The organism is Brotocaccenecus cirricatena (assembly GCF_020687045.1).
GTDB classification, from domain to species: domain Bacteria; phylum Bacillota; class Clostridia; order Oscillospirales; family Oscillospiraceae; genus Vescimonas; species Vescimonas cirricatena.
This window is the reverse complement of the sequence record NZ_JAJEPW010000049.1, coordinates 1-23482: the sequence shown is the minus strand read 5'-3', so window position 1 is coordinate 23482 and position 23482 is coordinate 1. Positions and strand designations below refer to the sequence as shown.

Genomic DNA, 23482 nt, shown 5'->3' with positions numbered 1-23482 from the left:
TTGTCGCCCTGTGCGCTGTCCACTCCGTCATTGATAGCGATGAAGCGGACACCTTTCTGTGGGAAAATCATTTCCGTGTACATTCCCACTTGCAGGTAGTTTCGCCCTAACCTCGACATATCTTCTTGTGTCAAGTAGGGACTAAAAAAATTTTGAGAATTTACAAGCCGTTCATAGGTGGACAACCACCCGTGAACGGCTTGCGTTTTCTCTACGCTCTTGTGCCGTTCTTTGTGCGACGCTTCTTATACGCCGCCGCAAATGCCTCCAACATCGGAGTGACCGGAAGCTCGTTGTCAGGCTTGGACAGATACTCGAACCGGATGCCGTTCTCCCGGAACTTTCGCTCAAACCTCATGAAAGAGGAAGTGTCCCGGCTGATTCGCGAGGTGTCGCGGGTGAGGATCGTACCGATGTCCTGACGCTTGGCTTCGTTCAGCAGGAAGTTCATGATACCTTCCGTATGGACGCCGGAGATGCCGTCTGCCGCCACAGCAGCAGCCACCTCATAGCCTTTGTCCTTCGCATAGCGTTCCAGCTCTTCCCGCTGGTCTGCTGCCGCAAGCTGATCCGCACAGGCAACGCGGATATAAAGAAATACTTTCATTTGGCTTCTCCTTCTGATGTAGTGAGGAAGTCCTTGAACTTCCAGACGATTTCTATGTTGTCAAGATCGTAAATGTAGACCGCAGAAATGAATGCGTGGGTCAGCTCATAGGTCAGAGCTTTGCAGTCGGCGTACTGTTCGCAGACCGCATCCAGCTTTTCATCTGAACAGGCGGTCTCGGAGTCAAGCTCCTTCATCCGCTCGTGACTGCGCTGGATTGCTCCATCGTTTTCAGCAATCTTCACATCCGCTGCCGCCTTCTGCTGAATGTACGCCTCCTTCGTGATGCTTCCGGCTGCATACTTCTCGTAGAGCCTCAGCTTGGACGCCTTGTGCTGCTCGTTCTGCTTTTGCAGAGTGCGGATTTTATCAGCACATTCCTTGATGGCAGATTTTCGCAGATCACCGACTTCGCGGTTCTGTATTGCTCCCTTCTGTGCCAAAGCAAGAAACTGAGTAAGGGCATGGAAGACAACCTTCTCAATATCCATTTCCGGAAAGCTCCTGCCAACCGGACAGTCTGTGTTTCCGTTGTTGACCGAGTGAATGCACTGGAAGTATCGAATGCCAGCCTTGTTCTTTCGGCGTGTCATAGCACGTTTACAGTTACCGCAGCGGACGAGTCCCTTGAGCGGATAGTCATGCTGCTTGCGCGTGGGATTCCGTCCTCCGCCTCGAATGACCTTCTGAGCAAGCTCAAAGTCTTCCTTGCTGATAATAGCTTCATGCGTTCCTTCTACGATAATCGGCTCATTGACAACACGCTTTTTTGAGCCGACACCGCAGGACTTCATTTTGCGGCTGACCAGTGTTCCGGTGTAAACAAGGTTTTTGAGGATGTTATAGACCATCACGGTTTCCCAACTGATTTTCTCGCTCATGTTACTGAACTTCTTCTTGTCGGGATGCTTGCTCTTGAAGTATTGCCCCGGCGTCGGGATGCCTTCATCATTCAGGCTGCGGGCGATCTGAGAGGTGTTGCTGCCTTCCAGCGCCTCGCGGAAAATACGACGGATCACATCAGCCGCCTCCGGGTCTACGGCAAGTTTGTTCCGAATGGTGGGATGCAGGACGTAGCCGTATGGGGCGTAGCCACCGACATACTTGCCCTGCTTCATCATCTGGATTTTTGCCGATGTGGTCTTTACGGAAAGGTCTTTGCTGTATGCGGCGTAGATGATGCTGCGCATAACCACTTCCAGACCGCCCGTTGTGCCTTTGTAATCGTCGCTGTCATAGCCGTCGTTGATGGAAATAAAGCGGACGCCCATGAATGGAAAAGTGCATTCCAGATAGTTTCCCGTTTCAATGTAGTCACGAGAAAAGCGGGAAAAGTCTTTGACGCAGATCAGATCGATTTCGCCGCGCTTGACCTTCTCCATCATCTGCGTGAACTGAGGACGGTGAAAGTTCGTGCCGGTATAACCGTCATCCGCAAACTCAGACCGCTGACAGTGAGACAACTCCGGATGATTGTCGAGAAAGCGATTGATGAGCATACGCTGGTTGCCGATGCTGTCACTTTCCGCCTTGCTGCCATAGCCGGTATCTTCATCAGCCATTGAGAGGCGGATGTAGATGCCGATGTTGTATTCCTTGCTCATTTACATCGCCTCCTGTACTTCCTTGATACTCTGAACGGTCAGAGCGTAAATATCGCCGTATTTCATGACCAGCTCGATTGAGCCGTCCTCATGGACTTTCACAAGCTCTACGGACTCGTCAACTAACTCCTGAGAGAGCATCGTTGCACCGCTGACGGATTTCATCAGCGTGAGCCACTTGTTGTCCTCGGACATTGCCTCGGCAAACTTTACCTTCCGCTGAACCGCTTCATCCAACCGCCGGGAAAGGTTAGCATACTGCTCATCGTAGGCTTTCTTGGCAAAGACGTATTCCTCTTCATCGAGAATGCCTTCTGTGAAGTCCTCATAGAGCCGAGTACGCTTCTTGGAGATGCCGCTGAGTTTCAGATTCAGGCTTGTGATGAGCGCATTCTGCTGATCGCGGATGCTGCGTTCGCCTTCACTGTTTCTCAGTTTGGCAAGCAGCTTGTCGTAATTGAGAGCCGCCTTGACTTGAAGCTGGATCGCCGCAAGCACATCGGCTTCGAGCTTATCCTGCCGCGTATAGTGCAGCGTACAGAGGTTGCCGCGCTTGACGGATGAACTGCACTCATAGAAGGCGTACCATGCGCCGTCCTTGCGCTTGTCAACGCGCTTGCGATGGAAGTAGAGCTTTTTGCCGCAGTCTGCGCAGACGATTTTGTCTTCAAAGAGATTGATCAGCGTAGCGCGGATTTCTTCCGTGCGCTCCATCTTCTCAACCCTTGTCCTTGCAGCAGCGTTCCGCATTTCTCGTACCTTCTGGAAGTCCTCACGGGAGATAATCGCCTCGTGAGTATTGGGAAAAACAATCCATTCCTCACGGTCAATGTGCTGATTCTTGACGCCCTTGTAGATGGCGTTCAGCGTCCGTCCGAGAACGGTATCTCCGACGTAATGGGGATTATCCAGAATGGTAGTCAGTGAAGATTTGTTCCAAATCTTCTTTGCCGTAGCATTGCCTGTGCGGACGCCGACCTGATACTTCTGAAACTCCGGATTGGGCGCGTTCATTGCATCAAGCCGGTCTGCAATCGCAGGAAGAGACAGCCCTTCAATCTTCCATTGGAAAATCTTCCGGACAATCGGTGCGGTTTCCTCATCGAAGACCATATTGCTGTGTTCTTCATCCCAGCGATAACCATACGGGAGATTGCGCTTCTTGAACTCTCCACTTTCCATCTGTGCCTTGAGCGCAGTAGAAACCTTGCGGGAGATGTCCTTCGAGTAGAGGGTGTTGATCATGTTTTGTAGAGGGATGATGAGACTTTCGCCGGAGCCGTCCGCATCAAAGTTATCGTAGTTTTCCTTGATGGCGATAAACCGAAGCCCGATCTGCGGAAAGACCCGTTCCAGATAGGTTCCTGCCTCGATGTAGTCACGCCCGAACCGGCTGAGATCACGAACCACAAGGCACTTGATCCTGCCGGTGCGGATGTCGTTCATCAGACGGTTGAACTCCGGTCTATCAAAAACCGTACCCGTTCGTCCGTTGTCCACATAGGTATCTATCAGATTCAGGTAGGGACGCTCTGCAATGTAGGACTTGCAAATCTCAATCTGATTTGCGATGACATCCACCTTTTCAGACTTGCCGCTGTTTTCAACGGAAAGACGGGCATAGATGGCTGTTGAGAAGACCTCGGAAGAGACAGATTCGATAACCGGCTCTTCGACTGCAATTTGTTTTCTGCTTTTTCTTGCCATTTGCTCATCCCTCCTTTATACGGCAATATCCAGTTCATCGGCATAGCCGAGAACGTATTCAAGCGTCTGCTGGTATTCGTCCCTGTATTTGAAGACAATTTCGATTGCATGGTTTTCGTGAATCAGAATGCGGTCAACAAGGGACATCAGCACACGGCGGTTCAGCTCTTCGACGTTTTCATACTGCTTGAAAAGCGTTACCCAGTTTCGTTCGGTTGTGCCGGTTGTCACCGCCTGCTTCATTTCTTTTTTGACCCGCAGAAGCGCGTCCTGCTTGTTCTCAATGGTTTTGGTGTAGCTGTTGCGGAACTCAAAGTATTCCGATTTATCAATGACGCCGCCGATGAAGTTCTCGTAAAGCCCCAGCTTGAGCTTTTGATACCGCTCAATCTCTTCCTCGATTTTTGCAATCTGGGCTTCGTAATTGAAAGCCTTACGGCTCTGAGACGGAAGCCGCTCTATCATCGCAAGCGCGTGTTCCAGATTGATGACAAGCTCGATCTGGTCATGAATAGCACGGAAGACCTTCTCTTCAACCTCTTTTGCGGCGATGCTGTGCGGGCTGCACGTCCGGCTGTGCTTATTGGTGGAGCAGACGTAGTAGATATACTTTTTTGTCTTCGACGGGACGGTCTTGCGGATCATTGGCTGCTGACAGTCTCCGCAGAACAGGAAGCCGGAAAACAGATGCGCCTCGTCCTGATCGGGTGAACAGCGCATATCTCTCTGCATCATGACCTTGACCGCCATGAAGTCCTCGTAGGAGACAAGAGCTTCATGCGCATTTTCAACCTTGACCCATTCGGATTCATCCTTGCTTTTCACGACGCGGACTTTGTAGTTGGGAGTGCCGCGCTTGCCCTGAGCCAGAACGCCGATATAAACCTCGTTGGTGAGAATACGCTGGACGGCTTTGTATGTCCATTTTGCGGTATCGCCGGTTTTGAAGACGGTATCAAACTTCACACCGGCGGAATGCTTGTATTCCATTGGGGACAGGACGCCCATCTGGTTCAGACGCTTTGCAATGCGCCCAATGGAGAAGCCGTCCTTGTACATGGAAAAGATCATCTGCACATATTCGCTGACCGCTTCATCCACGATGAGCTGGTTTTTGTTCTCCGGCGATTTCATGTAGCCGTAAGGTGCGAACGAGCCGACAAACTCACCGCTCTTCTGCTTGACTTCCAGACTGCTTCGGATTTTCATGGAGATGTCCTTGCAGTAAGAATCGTTAATCAGGTTTTTGAACGGGATAACAAAGGAGTCGGACTGCGGATCACCGGTCAGACTGTCATACGCATCATTGATTGCGATGAAGCGTATGCCGAGCTGCGGGAATATCTTCTCAATGTAACGTCCGCCGTCGATGTAGTTTCTTGAGAAGCGGCTGAGATCCTTGACCACAATGCAGTCAAGCGCACCCTTGCGGATTGCCTCTTCCAGCTTTTTGAACTGAGGACGATTGAAGGAAACGCCGCTGTAACCGTCATCCACAAACGGCTCACAGACAAGCTCCAAATCCTCATGTCTTGCGATATAGTCCTCGCAGATGGCTCTCTGGCTGGCGATGGAGTTGCTTTCTACTTTGTCTCCATCCTCACGGGACAGACGGCAGTAGATCGCCGTGCGGTAAACCTTGTCTGGCATAAAAATAACCTCCGTTTTTCTGTTTGGTGTGGTACATCAAATCAGAAAGACGAAGGCTTGCTTCAACTCTTATGAAGAGGAACACGAAAACGCCACATGACCATCAAGGCAAGCGGCTTAATCCGTATTCTTCTTTTTTTGACCGATTTCATTATACCACAGGCTCAATCGCTTGTCCATAGAACCGGGTGAAAAGATTCAGACTGTTCATAAATCAAAGACCTCTCAGATAGTGTTCCAGACAATCTTCCATTGTCGTGTCCGTCTCGGCGAAGCTGATCTTCACCACTGTCTTCCCGTCCAGATAACAGTAGGGATTTCTGATCTGCTTGATGAACTCCCTCAGCCTGTCCTCTCGCGGTGCCGCAGGATCAAGCCGGATGCTGCTTCTCTGAACGAGTGTGCTACGGTCAACCGTTTTCGGGCTGACGTTTTTCATTGTTTCAATGCCCATCATATTCTAAGCACCTCCTGTTTCGTGGAATTATTCAGGACAAAAGGATATGGCAGAGCATCTTGTGAAGACACTCTGCCACATAGTTTTCATCCTGAAACTATATAGTAAGTTTCTTTTGGGTTTGTTTCATTGTCCGGCATATTTGCAGCTCGCGCCCCTGCCAGAAGAACTTTGCAGTTCCGGGAATGCTGCGGACTACCAATGGTCAATCGGTATCATGGGACTCTCACCCCTCCGAGGATCGCTCCGAGCCGCCCCTTCAAAGAAAAGACGGAAGTATCATTATACCCGGCATCTGCATCGTCGCAAGCAGCCGCACCACACGACTGTTATAGCTCTCCGGTGGTCGCTCACTCCCTTTCGGGAGGTCTTGGCGTCGGAAGCTGTGTTGCTTCGCAGAAGCGGAAAGATCCGCAGCACTGAACTATTCAGTTTTCAAGGAACAGTGAAGTGGTCTGATTGACCCTTTCACTTTACAACGGACATCTTTTTGCCGTTTGTTGAGTACCGCTCAAAAAAATTTTTGAAATTTTTTCTGCACCGCTGCTTTGAGGTCAAATGCAGCTCTGATGCCGATGCCTTTCCTTCGGGCAAACTCTCGAAGAGTCAGTCCTTCACGGGTCATCGCAAGATACAATTCGCGCTGCTTCTCGGTCAGAATGGAAAGAAGCTCCTTCTCTTTGAGGGCGGTGATCAGTTCCTCCATGCAGTCGCGGGAGTCTGCCAGCCATGCAGCGGACTTCACATCGTCCTCCGGCATAGCGTCGAGAGACAGTACAGAATCAGAAGACTTTTCTGCACTGTCCTCATCCTCGGAGGTGCTGTCAGAGCCATACGAGCGCCTGATCCGCTTTTCCTCTGCGCGAAGGATTCTCATAACCTTGCGGTCAACCTCGGAAACTTCGCCGGTTCGTTTCACGCGCACCATGCACTTGCCGTCCTCCGTAGTCCAGAGGTCGTAATCGAACGCGATAGGGGTCTTAGGGATTTTCATTGTTCATCCTTTCCGCTGCGCGGGAGCAGCGGGAAGGGTGAAGACAGAAAAAGAGCCGCATGACGGTGAGGTTTGAATCCCATGCCGATAAAACAGAGTAATTACACTCTGTCTCATGCGGCATTAGGATGACTTCACCTATCAGGCGGCTCCACAGCTCAGCTATGACATATATTTTATTTTAGAACAGAGGCTTGTCCTCCGGTTCTTACTTGGTACGCGGGCGCAGTCTTCTCATGTTCAGCACATCAAAGACTGTGATCCGCCCGCATTTCTTGCACTTGGATTCTACATGACCCCTCGTGTCCTCGTAGACAGCAATGGCATTATGCTGACAATAGGGACATTTCAGGTATCGGGGCTTCTGCTGGGAAATGGCAACTCTTGCCTTGCGGATTTTTTCGATCAGCTCCGGCGTCGGTTCCTGAACCCGAATAGATGCTCTCTTCATTACCACACCTCCAATGGGTCAACATACTCACTGAATGGACGATCTACCATGTAGCCGAGCTGACGAAGACGGATAGACGCCGTTGTCTTGGAGACACCGAACAACCGGCAGAAAAGGCGCAGCGTTAAGTGATCACCATACGAATACCTCCCCTCGTAATTGATCAGCGGCGTTTCTGCAAACCGACGCATTGCCAGGTCAACCTCTTTTTGAGGAAGCAGGATCGCCGCGCCCAAGACATTTGCTTGCCACTCGTTCCAGTCCTCGCGGGTTTTCAGCTCTCGCGGCGTATAGGCTGTCCGTGCGGAATATTTCATTTCGCAGGACGCCTTTACCTCTTCCGATTCCAGTTGGAAGAGAATCTGATGGGCGCACTCGTGGGCAAGGGTAAATCTGCGCTTGGCGCAGAGCCGCTGCACGTTGCCGGATCGAATGAAGCTCTCGTCCAAGATGACCTGATTACGCTTCAAAGCCAGTGTGCGCGTAATACCAAGTTCCGTGATCTTGTACTCAGTGTCGGCATAGGCAGTGACACCGCAGATGCTTCCGTCCGGCGAGAGACGGGCGAATGATACGCGAAGACCGAGATAGTTCTTTGCAAACTGATCAATGGGTGTTGGCAAAGCTGATCGGTCGGGCTTGTCCGCCTCATCCCCGAAAAAGAATCGGTTGAAGTCCTTCGTTGTTGAGGCTGCAATTTCTTCAAGTTGGCGCTGGGATAAAATCATGAGCAGTTGTCCTCCTTTGCTTCGACGAACCACTTGTCTCCTTCGTGGAAAAGAAATGACTCCTTTCCGCGAATCTGAACTGTGTAACGGATGCCTCCGCCCCCAACCTTTTTGGATGTGGCGCGGCATTTGTATAGAATCTGGTCGATTTGAAAGATTACACCGTTGTCCCACCAGATAAGGCGAGGGAGGATTGCCCCCTCCTTGTCCACATCCAGCGTAACCGGGACGTATGCTTTTCTGTACTGTGTAGCCATTTCTGTTTTTCTCACTCCTGTTCCCTCATACCGGTGTATGCCGGTACGGATGATCTTCGGCAGCATAAATGCCTGTCCATTTGAACTGCTCAAAAGATGTAACTTTTTCGTGTACAACTACTCATGCCCCTTGACAGGATGAGCAATTCAGGATATACTATGAGTAGTTGGATTGCTCAGTCATTATTATACGCACTTCAAGTGCCTTTGTCAATAGACTTGCGCAATTTGATGTCGCAAACTTTTTGTGAACAGGAGTGATTACCAAAATGACGTTTGGAGAGAAATTCAAGGCTGAACGGGAGAAGCGGAAGCTGACCCAGCAGGAAGTAGCCGATGCACTGGGGATCAACAGGCGTATGATTACCCGGTACGAGAACGGCATTTCCTTTCCCCGTACCAAGGACGCTTACAGAAAAATCGCGGAATACTTCAAGGTGGATGTGAACTATCTGTTGACCGAGGACGAAGAGTTTGTGGTTCAGGCATCCGAGCAGTACGGCTCCCGTGGCATGAAACAGGCAAAGGACCTGATTGAAGGGATGTCCGGCTTGTTTGCGGGCGGTACGCTGTCTGAGCAGGACAAGGATGCGGTGATGAAGGCGTTGCAGGATATATATTGGGAATCCAAAGCCCGGAATGTTGAGAAATACACGCCGAAGAAATACAAGAAGACCGGTACGGACGCAGAGGAATAACTGTCTGCGTCTCGGTTTCTTGACGGATTTACTTTGACTGTTTTCAACATGAAAGGGGTGAAGGTCCCGTGATAATTCGCTCCGAGGAAATATACAAAAAGGCGAACAGCATTGTCAAAAGCTGTGGAACAAGAGATACCTTGAAGATTGCCCGTGAGCTGGGCATTCATCTCCATTTTCTTGACAATCTGAACGATCTGCTCGGAATGTACACCTACCGCCATAAAGAGCGGCATATTCTTCTGAACTCCAACATGGAGTATCTGATCATGCAAATGGTTTGCGGTCACGAGATCGGGCATGATACCTTTCACCGTGATCTTGCCAAAGGAAACGAACCGCTCCCGGAGTTCGTGCTGTTCGATATGCGCACAAAACACGAATATGAGGCGAATGCGTTTGCCTCACACATGATCATTGACGATGATGAGCTGATTGACCTGATGAAGCAGGACTACGATGTGGTGCAGCTCTCGGCTGCAATGGGAACAAACATCAACCTGATGCTGATCAAGCTCAACGAGCTGAACCGCATGGGCTGGCAGCTCAACTTGCCTTATGTACCGCACTCTGACTTCCTGAAAAATGTCAGACCGGAGGGTTGAATGAGGATGAAGGATAGTAATTAGATGAACGATAACGACTATAAAGAAGCCCTTTTCTATGCCGCTTCCATCTTTAACGAACGCTTGGGGGCAGAGTTCAGCGAGGACAACCTTGTGCTGTGCTGCTTTCAGACGGAAAACCAGCAGGAAGTCTTTGAGCAGTTCTGCAAGCAGTATTTCCCTGACCGGCTGGAAGACCGATATACAGAGGACGGCTATTTTGACTTTCACGCCTCTGCATTCGTCGGCACAGGAGACGGCGCGGACGGAATCCTTCTGCGCACAGACATAGCGCGTCATCCGGCAGAGTTGAAACACATTCTTCTGCATGAGCTGGCGCATATCTTCTGCACCCGCAACGAGATTGACGGAGATAATTTCTTTGAGCGATACTGCATGGACGATACCATAAGCCGCGAAGAGGACGGAACCATTAACGCCGGTTATGCAGTCTGGCGGGAACTGATTGCGGAGCTGATTGCATTTGAGCTGGATGACAACTGCGATGTAATTCCGATTCGACGCAAGAAAGACCTACTCAGCTATTACGAAGGAGAACTCCTGACCGGCAACGGAAAAATGGGTGTCAGCATGATTCTCTGTGAGGCAATGACCAGTGCTGAGGGCGAAGCGTCTATGACATGGGACGCTGCCAAAAGCAAGTTTACGCGGTTCAAGCCCTTTGATGATCCACTGTACAGGGACTTGATGGAACTGGTTTTTACACACGTTAGAGAATACTTTATCGTAATCGACCGCGACTTTATCTATGAAATTGGAGTTTTGTATCTGAGCATTGCCGCACAAGCGATGATTGCGTCCCTAAAGAACAGATTTCAGGAAGAATAGGCAGACCGAAAGAGAGAAAGGACGGGCAACGATATGAAATATAAGCTGTTTCGCTCCCCCGGTAATCTGGACAAGGCAGTCCAGAAGCACGAACTGGTTGCCGTGGAGACCGGCAAGAACATTGATGATGTGGCAGACGCGCTTATCCGTGCTGTTCGGGATGATCTTGCGGAAATGCCGGAGTATGCGCACTGCGAAACCGCTGCGTATGCACCGGAGCCGGTTCAGGAGCATCGCCGCGTAAGACGTTATCAGTATGAGATGATGGGTGTTGTTTACCCGCAGTATGCGGAGAAGAATATCCTGATTGATTATGGCGTGATTGAAGAGGCGGAGTAATGTCAAAGAGATATGCCAGACAACTACATAGTGCAGATGGTTTGATTGCAGCCGTCGAACAACACGGCTTTCTGCCCTTCTTTCGGAACGAGATTCACGGCTTCTCCATCGAGGAACTTTGCCCACCTGAGTTATGGTTTGCGGATGATGTAGATGGTCCGCGGGAATGGAAAGGACCGGCTGCGCGGAGCGGCAAATGTCTTTACGGCAAACTTTTCAACAAGAAGGCTGGATTTGTGAGCCGGGAGTGGATTCCGGACTTTGCGAACTTCCGGCGTGACGGCTATGACTTTGACGCCCGTTGGGATGACGGCTTGGCGTCCTACAAGGACAAAGAGCTTTATGAAGCCATAGCCGGTGAAGGCAGGATGCTTTCCAAACGGCTGAAAGAAGCTCTGAACTACCGCAAGGGCGGCAACACCGGTTTTGAGACGTGCATCACGCGGCTGCAAATGCAGAGCTATGTCTGCATCGCGGATTTCGTCTATATGCAGGACAGATATGGAAGACCTTATGGCTGGGGTGTCGCAGAGTATGCGACGCCGGAAGAACTTTTCGGGTACGACCTTATCACATCTGCATATCAGCGAGACCCGCAGGAATCCAAAGAGCGCATGATGCAGCATCTTTCCTCCATCCTGCCGGGTGCGTCTGTACAGCAGCTTACGAAGATATTGAAAGGATAAAACACCATGAGCAAGAAACTTGTAGCATATTTTTCTGCGTCCGGCGTGACCGCAAAGGTTGCCGAGACGCTGGCAGAGGCAATCGGCGCGGACATCTTTGAGATTGAGCCGAAGGTGCCTTATACGGAAGCCGATCTGAACTGGATGGACAAGAAAGCCCGCAGCACGATTGAGATGAACGATCCTGCTTCCCGTCCAGAGATTGCCATAAAGCGGGACAACATGAAGGACTACGACACAATTTTTGTGGGCTTCCCGATCTGGTGGTACGTTGCGCCGACGATTATCAATACGTTCCTTGAGAGCTATGATATGACCGGCAAGACGATCATCCCGTTTGCAACCTCCGGAGGAAGCGACATTGGCAAGACGAACGAACGCCTTGCGCCGAGCTGCAAAGGCGCAAAGCTGATGGACGGCAAGGCTTTCAAGGGCTGCGTCGGGCATCAGGAGCTTGCGGCGTGGGTTGAAGGACTTGGACTTTAAGGGGCAGACAAATCGGAATTTGTGAGGATAATTATGATAAATTTTTTGAATGATATAAGGAATGCAGAAAATCCAATATCCAATAATAGAAAACTTATAAATACCATAGCGATATTGTTTCTCGGAATAGCTTTGGGAACTTTCTCAAAATATCTGGATTTTCGTCAAACTGAACTTCCAGGTGTGCTTATGGCAATAAATGGAGTCTTAGATATTGGTAATTTTCTTGGGCGTTTTGCAATCTGGATATTGATTGCACTGTGTATTTCTATTTATAGCAATTCTGCAATAAGAGCAAGCATCAATGTTTTTGTATTCTTTGTTGGTATGGTTGCAAGCTACTATTTGTATTCAAACTATATTGCAGGATTTTTCCCAAGAAGTTATGCGATGATTTGGTTTGGATTTACAGCTGTTTCTCCATTATTGGCTTTTGTCTGTTGGTATGCAAAGGGGAAAAGCAAACTGGCATTTATACTATCAGCGCTGATTTTGGCAGTATTGTTCAATATGTGCTTTGTATATGGATGCTGGTATTTTAATGCAAAATCTGTTTTGGAAGTGATAGTCTTTATTATTGGACTTATTGTTTTGAGGAGAGACACATTGAGGAGTTCTGCGCTAATGGGAACGATTAGTATAGTTCTTGCAGTTTTACTTGATATGGTTATTCCATTTCATTTTGGATAAACAACTTCCAGTTTAACGAACAGGAGATGATGAACGCATGAAAATCCTACATGAACTTTCTTGGCTATGGGAAACGCTGGGCATTGCGCTTGTTGCTGCGGCTGTCTGCATGGCTTGCACTGCTCTGATTGGCAAGGCAGCGAAGAAGAAGCTCGACAAAAAGGTGTTGGCAGTCGTAGGGGTAGCGGCATTTGTGGGCGCGATTCTGGCGGTCATTCTGATCGCCCGGACACCGATGCCGCTTTGATAGGACGGAGGATAGAATAATGCCGCTTCAAATTGTCAGGAATGACATCACAAAAATGAAGGTGGACGCCATCGTCAACGCTGCCAACGAGTCGCTGCTGGGTGGCGGCGGTGTGGACGGCTGCATTCATCGTGCTGCAGGACCGGAACTGCTGGCGGAATGTGAAACGCTCCACGGCTGCAAAACCGGGAGCGCAAAAATCACGAAAGGCTACAAGCTGCCCTGCAAATATGTCATTCATGCTGTCGGTCCGCGCTGGTATGACGGGCGGCATGGTGAGCGCGAACTGCTGATCTCCTGCTATCAGACTTCGCTTATGCTGGCGAAGAAATACGGATGCGAGTCGGTTGCGTTCCCGCTGATTTCCTCCGGCATTTTCGGCTATCCGAAGGATCAGGCTCTCAAAGTGGCGATTGACACCATTAGCAGTTTCCTTCTTGAAAACGAAATGACGGTGTACATCGTCATTTTCGACCGCAAAGCCTATCAGATCAGCGGCAAGCTGTTTGCCGACATTGCTTCATACATAGATGACCGCTATGTGGACGAACATACCGATAGTCGTTCCGAGCGGCTGCGCAGGATGAACGCCTTCCGGATGGAAGAACCCATGCCTTGCGAGGCATCCGTTTGTGAAGAGGCAATCGAACAGCTCATGCCTCCCGTCTCTGCGGCGGCTGCCCCCAAAAAGGCGGCAACCCTTGATGACGCGCTGGGACAGATCGACGAGAGTTTTTCCGAGATGCTTCTGCGAAAGATTGATGAGCGCGGCATGACGGACGCGCAGTGCTATAAGAAGGCGAATATTGACCGGAAGCTCTTCTCGAAGATCCGCTCGGACAAGTCTTATAAGCCTTCCAAGCCCACGGTCATTGCGTTTGCCATTGCCCTTGAGCTGCCGCTTGTTGAAATGAAGGATATGCTCATGAAGGCTGGCTTTGCGCTCTCCCACTCCAACAAGTTTGACATCATCGTGGAGTATTTCGTGGAGCATGGGAACTATAATGTCTTTGAGATCAACGAGGCTCTGTTTGCCTTCGACCAAAGTTTAATAGGAGCATAAGGTCTATGGATAAAGTGTTTCAGAAATTTTTGCGAAGTGGTATTGACCTTTCGCCCGTAGGGGTGGAGCGTCGTGAAGATAACAACCCATACTTTTGCACGCCAAAAGGTGCATCTATTTTTGGCTGGGCGGGTGTGGACGGCATCCACTTCTGCTTTGTTCGAGACTTTGGCGGTATGGTATTTTCCGTCAGTCCCATGAACTCGGCTCCGGATTTTGTTCATCCGCTGGCAAACGATTTTGAAGACTTTCTGAGGTTGCTCCTTGCTTGCAGTGATTCGGCAGCGCTGGAACAGGCGTGGATGTGGGATAAAGCCCAGTTTGAAGCCTTTTTGCAGGACAACCCTCCAACGCAGGATCAGCAAAGAACGCTATCAGAGCTTGCTGAGAAAATGAAATTGACGCCTATGGAACAGCCGTGGGTATACATCAAAAAGCTGCAAGCATCTTTTGATTATAGTAAGATCAAGTACACCGAGGACTATTATGATGTTGATATGAACCCAGAAGCAGAACCGACCATGCCTGAGTGGAAGGTCTACTTTGAGGGAAACTTCTGGGGACATTCGGGAAAAGACCATGCCGGAACGGAAATCCGGTTGAATAAGCAATTTGACTGGGCGAGGCATCATTGGGTTATTCCTGCGGCGTATTCTTGCAGCAAGGGACTCGTCATGGACTTTTGTATGCGTACCCCGGAAGAAGACATTCGCAAGTTCATAACTAAATGGGATTTACACCCCGAAAACGACTCCTGCGAATACTTCACGCAGGAGCAGCAAATGCAGATAGATTTAGACAATCCACTTTGCCTTGACTTTATTCCTCGTTTGGAATTGAACGGGAAAACAATGCTGACCTCCCACGGCTGTTCCGTGGTCTTTAATCCATGTTTGCCAGACGGGGTGATCAATGAAGCGGAAGCAAAGTGGGCATTGGAACACTATGATTTGGATACATCCTATGGATGGATGATTTTTCGGGCAGCTTTTCCGTGGACAAGCAAACGCCGTCCTGAAATAAAAGCCCTCTCCCTTACAATGGAGCAGCAGTCGTGTCGTGTCCCGGGACCACATTTCAAGGCACACGCTCCCGGTGATTCGTTTTCTTTCCTCCATCCGGTCAGTGGAAAAAAATACACATTGACTGTACAGGAATTAGAGCAGCAGACAATTTCCGAAAAGCGTTACGGTTCTGACCGCTGGTTTTATCCTACGCATTTTACTGCTATGAGCTATACACTTTCTCCTGAACCTGACAGCGATGTTACGATCTGTGATTGCGCTGAGGGGGACAAGCCTTTGGAAATTGCGCCATGCTCTGACCGCTATGCACCAGAGGCACGAAACGATATTGCTTGTATCGGCATTATCGGCGGAGCGGACGGTCCAATCGCAATCGTGTGTGGAGACAGCTCAAAAGAAAAACTTCATGCAGTTTGTTCCTCTCTACACTTTGAGCCGGTGGAGGGTGATATTGAATGGCGTATCGTATTCAACATTAAAAGCTCCAATGAAATGTCATTAGGGCTGATCTAAGAAGAAAGCGGAGGCAAAGAAGGTGAAACAACACACTTACATCGCAATCGACCTGAAATCCTTCTACGCCTCCGTGGAGTGCCGGGAGCGCGGCTTAGATCCTCTGGACACAAATCTCGTCGTTGCGGATGAGAGCCGGACGGACAAGACCATCTGCCTTGCCGTCACGCCCTCCCTCAAAAGCTACGGCATTTCCGGACGCGGGCGGCTGTTTGAAGTCAAGCAGCGCGTGAAGGAAGCAAATGCCGGACGGCAGCACGACGCACCGGGACGCAGACTGGAAGGCTCGTCGCACTTCTTCTCAGAGCTGCAAGCAGATCCGTCTCTGGCGATTGACTTCATCATCGCGCCGCCTCGGATGGCGTACTACATGGAGTACAGCACCCGCATCTATCAGGTCTACCTCAAGTATATCGCGCCGGAGGACATCGTAGTCTACTCCATCGACGAGGTGTTCATGGACGTGACGGACTACCTGAATACTTACAAGCTCTCGGCACATGACCTCGCCATGAAGATCATCCTCGATGTGCTTGAAACAACCGGCATCACAGCAACCGCAGGAATTGGCACGAACCTCTTTCTCTGCAAAGTGGCAATGGACATTGTAGCGAAGCACATCCCCGCCGACAAAAATGGCGTCCGAATAGCCGAACTAGATGAAATGAAGTTCCGGCGTGAGCTTTGGGCGCACCAGCCTCTCACGGATTTCTGGCGCGTGGGTCGAGGTATTGCCAAGAAACTTGAGCAGAATGGGATGTTCACAATGGGCGATGTTGCCCTCTGTTCAGAGCGGAACGAGGACTTGCTTTACAAGCTGTTCGGCAAGAATGCGGAATTGCTCATCGACCATGCGTGGGGCTGGGAGCCTACGACCATTGAAGCGATCAAGGCATACCGTCCCAGCTCCAACAGCCTCAGTTCCGGTCAGGTATTGCACTGTCCCTATGAGCCGCAGAAGGCGAAGCTGGTTGTCCGGGAAATGACGGACTTGCTTGTGCTGGACTTGGTGGACAAGGGGCTTGTCACCGATCAGATGGTTCTCACAGTTGGCTACGACATTGAGAACCTGACCGATCCTGCACGACGGGCAAAGTATCACGGCGCGGTGGGGAAAGACCCCTACGGTCGGGAGATTCCCAAACAGGCGCACGGCTCTATTAACCTCGACGGTCACACATCCTCTACCCGCAAAATAATGTGTGCTGTGTCAGAGCTGTTTGACCGGATCGTGGACAAGAATCTGCTTGTCCGCCGTATGTATGTTGTAGCAAATCATGTCCTGCCGGAAACGGACGCGCCGAAGAAAAATGACGGTGCTGTCCAGCTTGACCTTTTCACTGACTATGCTGCCGAAGAGGAAAAACAGAAAGCCGAGGACGCCGCCTTGGAACGTGAGCGGAAAATACAAGCCGCCACGCTTGCAATCAAAAAGAAGTACGGAAAGAACGCCATCCTCAAGGCGATGAATCTTGAAGAAGGCGCAACCGCGAAAGACCGCAATGCGCAGATTGGAGGGCATAAGGCGTGAACGGAAAATACGACGAGATCATGGGACTTCCTCATCACGTTTCCAAAACGCGACCACAAATGCCGATGTCAGATCGTGCAGCGCAGTTTGCACCCTTTGCCGCCCTCACCGGCTATGATTCTGCAATCAAGGAAACCGGACGTCTGACCGACGAAAGGATTGAGCTTGATGAGGGAGCCTTGACCGCTTTGAACATGAGGTATCAGCTTCTCATGGATGCCCTTGATGAAGAGCCGGAGGTTGAAATAACCTACTTCAAACCTGATGAGCGCAAAGCTGGCGGTGCGTATGTAACTGCAACCGGCGCAGTCATAAAGGTTGATGACTTTGAGCGCCTAATTACCATGCAGGACGGCACGAAGATTCCGATGGATGACATCCTAAGCATTGACGGAGAGCTGTTCTTATCCTTAGAATAATGTCGCTTGCCATGCGACCAAATGAAGTGAATACCGAAGTACAATATGACTGTAAGGTGAGACACCAAGCAGTCATTTTTTTATATACGGAGGTACAAAACATGAGAAAGAACATGACGGAGATCGTATTCATCCTTGATCGCAGCGGCTCTATGAGCGGACTGGAAAAAGACACCATCGGAGGATTCAACTCCATGATTGAAAAGCAGAAAAAAGAGAATGGCGAGGCATTGATCTCTACCGTTCTCTTTGACAACGTGAGCGAGGTTATCCATGACCGTGTGCCGGTTCAGAAGGTGGATCCGATGACCGACAGGGACTATTCCGTTCGCGGATGTACTGCCCTTCTGGATGCTATCGGCGGAGCAATTCATCACATTGGGAATGTCCACAAGTACGCAAGAAATGAGGATGTCCCTGAACATACGCTGTTCGTCATCACAACGGACGGCATGGAGAATGCAAGCCGCCGTTATGACAGCGAGACAGTTAAGAAAATGATCGAGCGGCAGAAGGAAAAGTACGGCTGGGAGTTTCTATTCCTCGGCGCAAATATTGACGCAGTTGAAACGGCAAAGCACTTCGGTATTGGAGCAGACCGAGCGGTCAATTATCACTCTGACCATAAGGGAACGCAGCTCAACTATGAGGTTCTGAGCGAAGCGGTTTCTGCTGTCCGTTGCAGCGTACCACTGGGTACGAATTGGAAAAAGCGTATTGATGAGGACTTTAATTCCAGAAAGGACGGGAGAAAGCAATGAGAACGATCACCGTAAAAGGGACAGGCAATGTCTCCGCAAGACCGGATTACATCATCCTCTCCTTGAACATTGAAACCTTATCTAAAACCTATGACCGTGCAATGTCGGAAGCTACCGAGAGAATCGAAAGACTGCAAGGTGCCGCAGTCTGCGTTGGGTATCACAAAGAAGACTTGAAAACCACGAGCTTTGATGTCCAGACAAGGTACGAGAACGTCAAGGATCGGCAAGGAAATTACAAGCGAGAGTTTGTCGGATATGCTTGCAGCTATCGCTTGAAACTTGCATTTGACTTTGACAGCAAACAGCTTGCAAAGATCATTTCTGCGATTGCGGATTGCGGTGCAAAGCCGGAACTCAGTATCGCATTCACTGTAAGAAACCCATCAGCGGTCAGCGAAAAGCTGCTGATCAGCGCGACGGAGAACGCCAGAGCGAAGGCGGAGATTCTTTGCAAAGCATCAGGCAGTACGCTTGGGCAGTTGCTCAACATCGACTACAACTGGGGCGAACTCAATGTTTTTTCCAGAACAAGCTACGATGTTGAAGACTGCATTCAGCCTCTCATGGCGATGAGCAAGTGCGCCGCACCTGAGATTGAGCCGGTTGATATTGATGTGACAGACACAGTGGCTTTCACATGGGAAATCCAATGATTTTTTGACTTTTTTGAAATCCGGTACTCAACAAACGCCCTTTTTGTGTCCGTTGTAAAGTGAAGGGACATTTCACGGAGGAATCTTCGGGGAATACGATTTTGGGAGATTAGCAAGCAAATCCGGTGAGTACCCACCGGAGAAAAATCAGTTAAGGAGACCCTGCCCTTAACATCAGATTTTTGCTTGTTGGGATAGTCCCAAACCCTTCTAATCTTTACGACGGAGGGCGCAGCATGGTACGAAGAACACGAGACATTCAGAAGAAGATTTGGCTGACACCACAGGAAGAACGGACGATTGCAAAGAAGATGGAGATGATCGGCACGGAGAACTTCGGTGCGTATGCAAGGAAGATGCTGATTGACGGCTACATCATTGTCGTAGACTACACAGAGCAGAAAAAGCTCGCCGCCGAAATCAACAAGATCGGCGTGAACATCAATACCGTCTGCCGCAGGATCAACTCGACGGGACGATTCTATCAGGACGATATTGACGAGCTGAAAGAAAAGATGGACGCGGTATGGCAGTTACTAAAATCAAAGCAATCCGAGGAACTTTGAGCAAGGCAATCGCGTACATTCTGAATCCCGAAAAGACCGACGAGAAGCTGCTGGTCTCGTCCTACGGCTGTGCCAGCGAGACCGCAGCGCGGGAATTTGAATGGACGCGGAGAATAGCCGAGCAAAAAGGGATGAATCCGGTCAGGATCATAGCCCGTCATGTGATCCAGTCCTTTGAAATTGGAGAGGTCACGCCGGAGCTTGCCCACGAGATCGGCAAGCAATTTGCGGATGAAATCCTCGGTGGAAAATACGAGTATGTGCTGACCACGCACATTGACAAGGACCATGTTCATAACCATCTGATTTTCAATGCGGTTGACTTTGTGGACTACCACGCCTACAAGAGCTACAAGCGGATTTACTATGATATGCGTGAGGTCAGCGACCGGCTCTGTAAGGAAAACGGTCTCTCTGTTATCCCTCCCTCTCAGAACAAAGGCATGAGCTACAAGGAGTACACCGAAGCCAAACGCGGCACGAGCTGGAAGCAAAAACTCAAGCAGACCATCGACCGGCTTGTCATCACAGCGAAGGACTACGATGATTTTCTGCGGCTCATGCAGGAAGCCGGTTATGAAATCAAACCCGGCAAATACATCTCCTTCCGCGCTGAAGGTCAGGATCGGTTTACCCGTTCTAAGACCATCGGAGAGAACTACACCGAGGAACGCATCAAGGAGCGGATTGCCGGACGGACGCCCCGAAGAAGTCAGAGACAGACCACGCCGAAGGGCATCTCTCTCATCGGAGATATTCAGGAGCGGATCAGGCTTATCGACAGCAAGGGTTATGAGCATAAAGCAAAGCTCACTATCCTCAAGGAAGCGGCACGGACGCTCAACTATCTCACAGACAACAACTTGCTCCAATACGCCGATCTTGAGAAGAAGGTCGAGGATGTTCACAGCTCCTATGATCGTACCGGCAAGGAGCTGAAAGGCGTTGAAGCGCGGCTGCGGGAAGTCCAGCCGCTTATCAAAAACATCTCCAACTACCAGCGCCTAAAACCTGTATATGACGCTTTCCAGAAGGCAAAAGATAAGCCGGGTTTCAAGGCAAAGCATGAGGCAGAGCTTGTGATCTTCGAGGCGGCACGGAGTACGCTGCTTGCCATGCAGGGCGATGAAAAACTGCCGAGCTTGAAGACGCTGCAAGCGCAACAGCAGCGACTTCTCGATGAGCAACAGCGGCTCTATGATGAACGTGCGAAGCTCAAAAAAGAAGTAAAACAAATAGAGACGATCAAGTCTAATGTTGATACGTTTCTCGCTCCTTCTGCTGACCATGACCGTGATCATCTGCGCAGCACACAGCGCGAATAATCTCGTCAAAAGCAGGGCATCTCCGATCAACAGGAGATGCCCTGCATCCTTGAGAGAAGGTTCGAGAAATTGAAACTTTTTCTTTAATTTCTGCATCAACGGATTGCTTTTGAGAATGAAATCCAGTATAATATTATAAACGATGTTGAATGCAAGCAAGCGAAAGGATGGTTGCCGTGCGCATAAGCTATAAGAAACTATGGATGCTTCTTCTGGAACGCGACATAAAGAAGGCTTCTCTACGACATGAAGTAGGGCTGTCTGCCGGAACATGGACAAAACTGAATAAGGGGGAAGAAGTGTCCCTCTCTATTTTGCTGCGCATTTGTGATTACTTGAACTGTGACATCGGAGATATATGTGAGGCTGTGCGAACGGACAAGAACTGAGTCCGGTTTTTCGTACAGCTCTTTTTGTAGAATAGTAAGTGTGAAACTATAACTTTGGAGGTTGCTGAAATGGCTGAAAATAACACAAGCAATATCGGCTTTGAAAAACAAATCTGGGACGCGGCTTGCGTCCTGCGCGGAAACATCGACGCATCCGAATATAAGTCGGTCGTTCTCGGACTGATTTTCCTGAAATACATTTCTGATCGCTTCGAGGCGAAGTACAAGGAACTGGTTGAAGAAGGCGATGGATTTGAGGAAGACCAGGATGAGTATATTGCCGAAAACATCTTTTTTGTCCCGGAGAATGCACGATGGAGCGTGATCGCTGCTGCCGCTCACACGCCGGAAATTGGCACGGTGATTGATGACGCAATGCGCAGTATCGAGAAAGAAAACAAGCGCCTCAAAGATATTCTTCCTAAGAACTTCGCCCGTCCAGAACTGGACAAGCGGCGTCTTGGTGAAGTGGTTGATCTCTTCACCAACATTCAGATGATCGAGCATGGGAACAGCAAGGATATTCTCGGTCGTACATACGAATACTGTCTCTCCAAGTTTGCTGAGCAAGAAGGCAAACTTGCTGGTGAGTTCTATACTCCCTCTTGTGTTGTGCGTACCCTTGTTGAAGTATTGCAGCCGTTCAATGGGCGTGTTTATGACCCGTGCTGCGGCTCTGGCGGTATGTTCGTTCAGTCCGCAAAGTTCATCGAAAATCACGGCGGCAACATCAACAAGATTTCTGTCTTTGGTCAGGATTCCAACCCGACCACATGGAAGATGGCGCAGATGAATCTTGCTATTCGCGGTATTGAAGCCGACCTCGGCAAGTTTAATGCGGACACGTTCTTTAACGACTGCCACCCTCAACTCAAGGCAGACTTCATTATGGCAAATCCTCCCTTCAATCTCTCCGGCTGGGGTGCGGATAAACTCGTTGATGATGTCCGTTGGCAGTATGGTACGCCTCCTGCCGGAAATGCAAACTTCGCGTGGTTGCAGCACATGATCTGGCATCTCGCTCCGAATGGACGTATCGGTATGGTGCTTGCAAATGGTTCGCTTTCTTCGCAGTCCGGCGGTGAAGGTGAAATCCGCAAGAACATTATCAATGCTGACCTTGTGGACTGTATCGTTGCAATGCCGACGCAGCTATTCTACACGACGCAGATCCCGGTATCGCTCTGGTTCCTTGCAAAGAACAAGAAGCAAAAAGGCAAAACGCTGTTCATCGACGCACGGAAACTCGGCACTATGGTTACGCGGAAGCTGCGCGAACTGACGGATGAAGACATCAAGAAAATTGCCGACACTTATAATGCCTTCGTTGATGGAACACTCGAAGATGAAAAGGGCTTCTGTGCTGTTGTCACTACACAGGACATTGCAAAGCAGGATTACATTCTCACTCCGGGACGCTATGTTGGTATTGAGGAACAGGAAGATGACGGCGAGCCGTTTGAAGAGAAAATGGGGCGTTTGACTTCTGAACTTTCTGAGCTTTTCGCAAAGTCCCATGAACTTGAGACGCAGATCAAAGAACGACTGGGGGCGATTGGATATGGGCTATGAAACGTATCGTATTGCTGACCTAATTGATGAAATTGCGATGGGTCCATTCGGATCAAATATTAAAGTCTCGTGTTTTGTGGATAGTGGCGTACCTGTCCTAAATGGTAGTAATCTTGAGGGCTTTTCTCTATCCGAAAAGACATTCCGCTATGTCACAAGGAAAAAAGCTGACTCTCTTAACAAGGCAAATGCACATCGCGGGGATATTGTAATAACACACAGAGGAACGCTTGGGCAAATAGTGTTTATTCCTCAAGATTCAAAATATGACCGGTATGTGATTTCGCAATCTCAGTTTAGGGTGCGATGCAACGACAAGGTTTTGCCCGAATACCTTGTCTATTACTTCCACACTCCAATAGGACAGCATAAACTTCTAAGCAATGCCTCACAGGTTGGCGTCCCTGCATTGGCGAGACCATCTTCGACCTTTCAACAGATTGAGGTCGTATTGCCTGAATTAAGTATTCAGAAATGTGTTGTCGAGATTATTTCCACAATCCAAAAAAAGATTGTGAACAATCAAGAGCTAAACGATAATTTAGCAGCTTAGAGCTGGACAGCAGACACATCGATCTCGCCAGACATCAGTTTGGGCAGCAAATTA

General features: G+C 49.7%; 28 protein-coding genes and 1 pseudogene. 19 read left to right on the top strand and 10 right to left on the bottom strand.

What is annotated here, in order from left to right; all coding sequences use genetic code 11:
• The 10 genes and pseudogenes from LKD37_RS13315 to LKD37_RS13270 all read right to left on the bottom strand — a co-directional run.
• Positions 1-185 (bottom strand): annotated as a pseudogene (locus LKD37_RS13315) (recombinase family protein); the annotation flags it as partial.
• Between the two features lie 26 nt (positions 186-211).
• Entirely contained in the window at positions 212-607 is a 396-nt protein-coding gene (locus LKD37_RS13310; protein WP_050618475.1) for a recombinase family protein, read from the bottom strand.
• On the bottom strand, positions 604-2211 hold the full coding sequence (locus LKD37_RS13305; protein WP_302929639.1) for a recombinase family protein: 1608 nt from the start codon (positions 2209-2211) through the stop codon (positions 604-606). Before LKD37_RS13305 ends, LKD37_RS13310 begins: the two co-directional genes overlap by 4 nt.
• Complete coding sequence (locus LKD37_RS13300; RefSeq protein ID WP_207684287.1) at positions 2212-3918, bottom strand: recombinase family protein; 1707 nt, start codon at positions 3916-3918, stop codon at positions 2212-2214.
• A 15-nt stretch (positions 3919-3933) separates the two neighbouring features.
• Complete coding sequence (locus tag LKD37_RS13295) at positions 3934-5568, bottom strand: recombinase family protein (RefSeq protein WP_302929638.1); 1635 nt, start codon at positions 5566-5568, stop codon at positions 3934-3936.
• Between the two features lie 214 nt (positions 5569-5782).
• Positions 5783-6025 (bottom strand): DUF6870 family protein, encoded by a 243-nt coding sequence (locus tag LKD37_RS13290; RefSeq protein WP_050005989.1) that lies wholly within the window; start codon positions 6023-6025, stop codon positions 5783-5785.
• A gap of 511 nt (positions 6026-6536) precedes the next feature.
• Complete coding sequence (locus LKD37_RS13285) at positions 6537-7019, bottom strand: hypothetical protein (protein WP_147561313.1); 483 nt, start codon at positions 7017-7019, stop codon at positions 6537-6539.
• A gap of 208 nt (positions 7020-7227) precedes the next feature.
• On the bottom strand, positions 7228-7470 hold the full coding sequence (locus LKD37_RS13280) for a hypothetical protein (protein WP_008982958.1): 243 nt from the start codon (positions 7468-7470) through the stop codon (positions 7228-7230).
• A complete protein-coding gene (locus LKD37_RS13275) occupies positions 7470-8198 on the bottom strand; it encodes an ImmA/IrrE family metallo-endopeptidase (protein WP_008816141.1) in 729 nt (242 codons plus the stop codon). Before LKD37_RS13275 ends, LKD37_RS13280 begins: the two co-directional genes overlap by 1 nt.
• Positions 8195-8521, bottom strand: coding sequence for a hypothetical protein (locus tag LKD37_RS13270; protein ID WP_005934743.1), 327 nt, complete (start codon positions 8519-8521; stop codon positions 8195-8197). Before LKD37_RS13270 ends, LKD37_RS13275 begins: the two co-directional genes overlap by 4 nt.
• A 203-nt stretch (positions 8522-8724) precedes the next feature.
• Between LKD37_RS13270 and LKD37_RS13265 the strand changes: the two genes are divergently transcribed.
• The 19 genes from LKD37_RS13265 (at position 8725) to LKD37_RS13175 (ending at position 23428) form a co-directional block, all read left to right on the top strand.
• Positions 8725-9153 (top strand): helix-turn-helix domain-containing protein, encoded by a 429-nt coding sequence (locus LKD37_RS13265; protein ID WP_005934745.1) that lies wholly within the window; start codon positions 8725-8727, stop codon positions 9151-9153.
• Positions 9154-9293: 140 nt separating this feature from the next.
• The gene (locus tag LKD37_RS13260) at positions 9294-9758 is read left to right on the top strand and encodes an ImmA/IrrE family metallo-endopeptidase (protein WP_302929637.1); all 465 of its coding nucleotides are present in this window, start codon (positions 9294-9296) and stop codon (positions 9756-9758) included.
• 24 nt (positions 9759-9782) lie between these two features.
• Complete coding sequence (locus tag LKD37_RS13255; RefSeq protein ID WP_147561317.1) at positions 9783-10607, top strand: hypothetical protein; 825 nt, start codon at positions 9783-9785, stop codon at positions 10605-10607.
• Between the two features lie 33 nt (positions 10608-10640).
• Complete coding sequence (locus tag LKD37_RS13250; protein ID WP_147561320.1) at positions 10641-10946, top strand: carboxylate--amine ligase; 306 nt, start codon at positions 10641-10643, stop codon at positions 10944-10946.
• Positions 10946-11632, top strand: a complete 687-nt coding sequence (locus tag LKD37_RS13245) for an AlkZ-related protein (protein ID WP_302929636.1) — start codon at positions 10946-10948, stop codon at positions 11630-11632. The genes LKD37_RS13250 and LKD37_RS13245 overlap by 1 nt, the downstream gene beginning before the upstream one ends.
• 6 nt (positions 11633-11638) lie before the next feature.
• Positions 11639-12118 (top strand): flavodoxin, encoded by a 480-nt coding sequence (locus LKD37_RS13240; protein ID WP_147561324.1) that lies wholly within the window; start codon positions 11639-11641, stop codon positions 12116-12118.
• Between the two features lie 33 nt (positions 12119-12151).
• Positions 12152-12808, top strand: a complete 657-nt coding sequence (locus tag LKD37_RS13235; protein WP_004851532.1) for a hypothetical protein — start codon at positions 12152-12154, stop codon at positions 12806-12808.
• Positions 12809-12845: 37 nt separating this feature from the next.
• Positions 12846-13055 (top strand): hypothetical protein, encoded by a 210-nt coding sequence (locus LKD37_RS13230; RefSeq protein ID WP_008816147.1) that lies wholly within the window; start codon positions 12846-12848, stop codon positions 13053-13055.
• 19 nt (positions 13056-13074) lie between these two features.
• Positions 13075-14118: an O-acetyl-ADP-ribose deacetylase gene (locus LKD37_RS13225; RefSeq protein ID WP_207684283.1), complete on the top strand. Its 1044-nt coding sequence runs from the start codon at positions 13075-13077 to the stop codon at positions 14116-14118.
• A gap of 5 nt (positions 14119-14123) precedes the next feature.
• A complete protein-coding gene (locus tag LKD37_RS13220; protein WP_008396796.1) occupies positions 14124-15656 on the top strand; it encodes a hypothetical protein in 1533 nt (510 codons plus the stop codon).
• A 22-nt stretch (positions 15657-15678) separates the two neighbouring features.
• Complete coding sequence (locus tag LKD37_RS13215; protein WP_302929635.1) at positions 15679-17187, top strand: Y-family DNA polymerase; 1509 nt, start codon at positions 15679-15681, stop codon at positions 17185-17187.
• The gene (locus LKD37_RS13210; RefSeq protein ID WP_008396798.1) at positions 17184-17606 is read left to right on the top strand and encodes a YolD-like family protein; all 423 of its coding nucleotides are present in this window, start codon (positions 17184-17186) and stop codon (positions 17604-17606) included. Before LKD37_RS13215 ends, LKD37_RS13210 begins: the two co-directional genes overlap by 4 nt.
• Before the next feature lie 101 nt (positions 17607-17707).
• Positions 17708-18367 (top strand): vWA domain-containing protein, encoded by a 660-nt coding sequence (locus LKD37_RS13205; RefSeq protein WP_050618467.1) that lies wholly within the window; start codon positions 17708-17710, stop codon positions 18365-18367.
• Positions 18364-19023: an SIMPL domain-containing protein gene (locus LKD37_RS13200; RefSeq protein ID WP_050618466.1), complete on the top strand. Its 660-nt coding sequence runs from the start codon at positions 18364-18366 to the stop codon at positions 19021-19023. The genes LKD37_RS13205 and LKD37_RS13200 overlap by 4 nt, the downstream gene beginning before the upstream one ends.
• Before the next feature lie 236 nt (positions 19024-19259).
• Entirely contained in the window at positions 19260-19589 is a 330-nt protein-coding gene (locus LKD37_RS13195) for a plasmid mobilization protein (protein ID WP_005934759.1), read from the top strand.
• The gene (locus LKD37_RS13190) at positions 19550-20914 is read left to right on the top strand and encodes a relaxase/mobilization nuclease domain-containing protein (RefSeq protein WP_050618465.1); all 1365 of its coding nucleotides are present in this window, start codon (positions 19550-19552) and stop codon (positions 20912-20914) included. The genes LKD37_RS13195 and LKD37_RS13190 overlap by 40 nt, the downstream gene beginning before the upstream one ends.
• A 149-nt stretch (positions 20915-21063) precedes the next feature.
• Positions 21064-21303 carry a helix-turn-helix domain-containing protein gene (locus LKD37_RS13185; protein WP_006573514.1) on the top strand — a complete coding sequence of 80 codons (240 nt, stop codon included), beginning with the start codon at positions 21064-21066 and terminating at the stop codon, positions 21301-21303.
• 69 nt (positions 21304-21372) lie between these two features.
• Positions 21373-22875 (top strand): class I SAM-dependent DNA methyltransferase, encoded by a 1503-nt coding sequence (locus LKD37_RS13180; RefSeq protein WP_302929634.1) that lies wholly within the window; start codon positions 21373-21375, stop codon positions 22873-22875.
• On the top strand, positions 22865-23428 hold the full coding sequence (locus LKD37_RS13175) for a restriction endonuclease subunit S (protein ID WP_302929633.1): 564 nt from the start codon (positions 22865-22867) through the stop codon (positions 23426-23428). Before LKD37_RS13180 ends, LKD37_RS13175 begins: the two co-directional genes overlap by 11 nt.
• Positions 23429-23482: the final 54 nt, after the last annotated feature.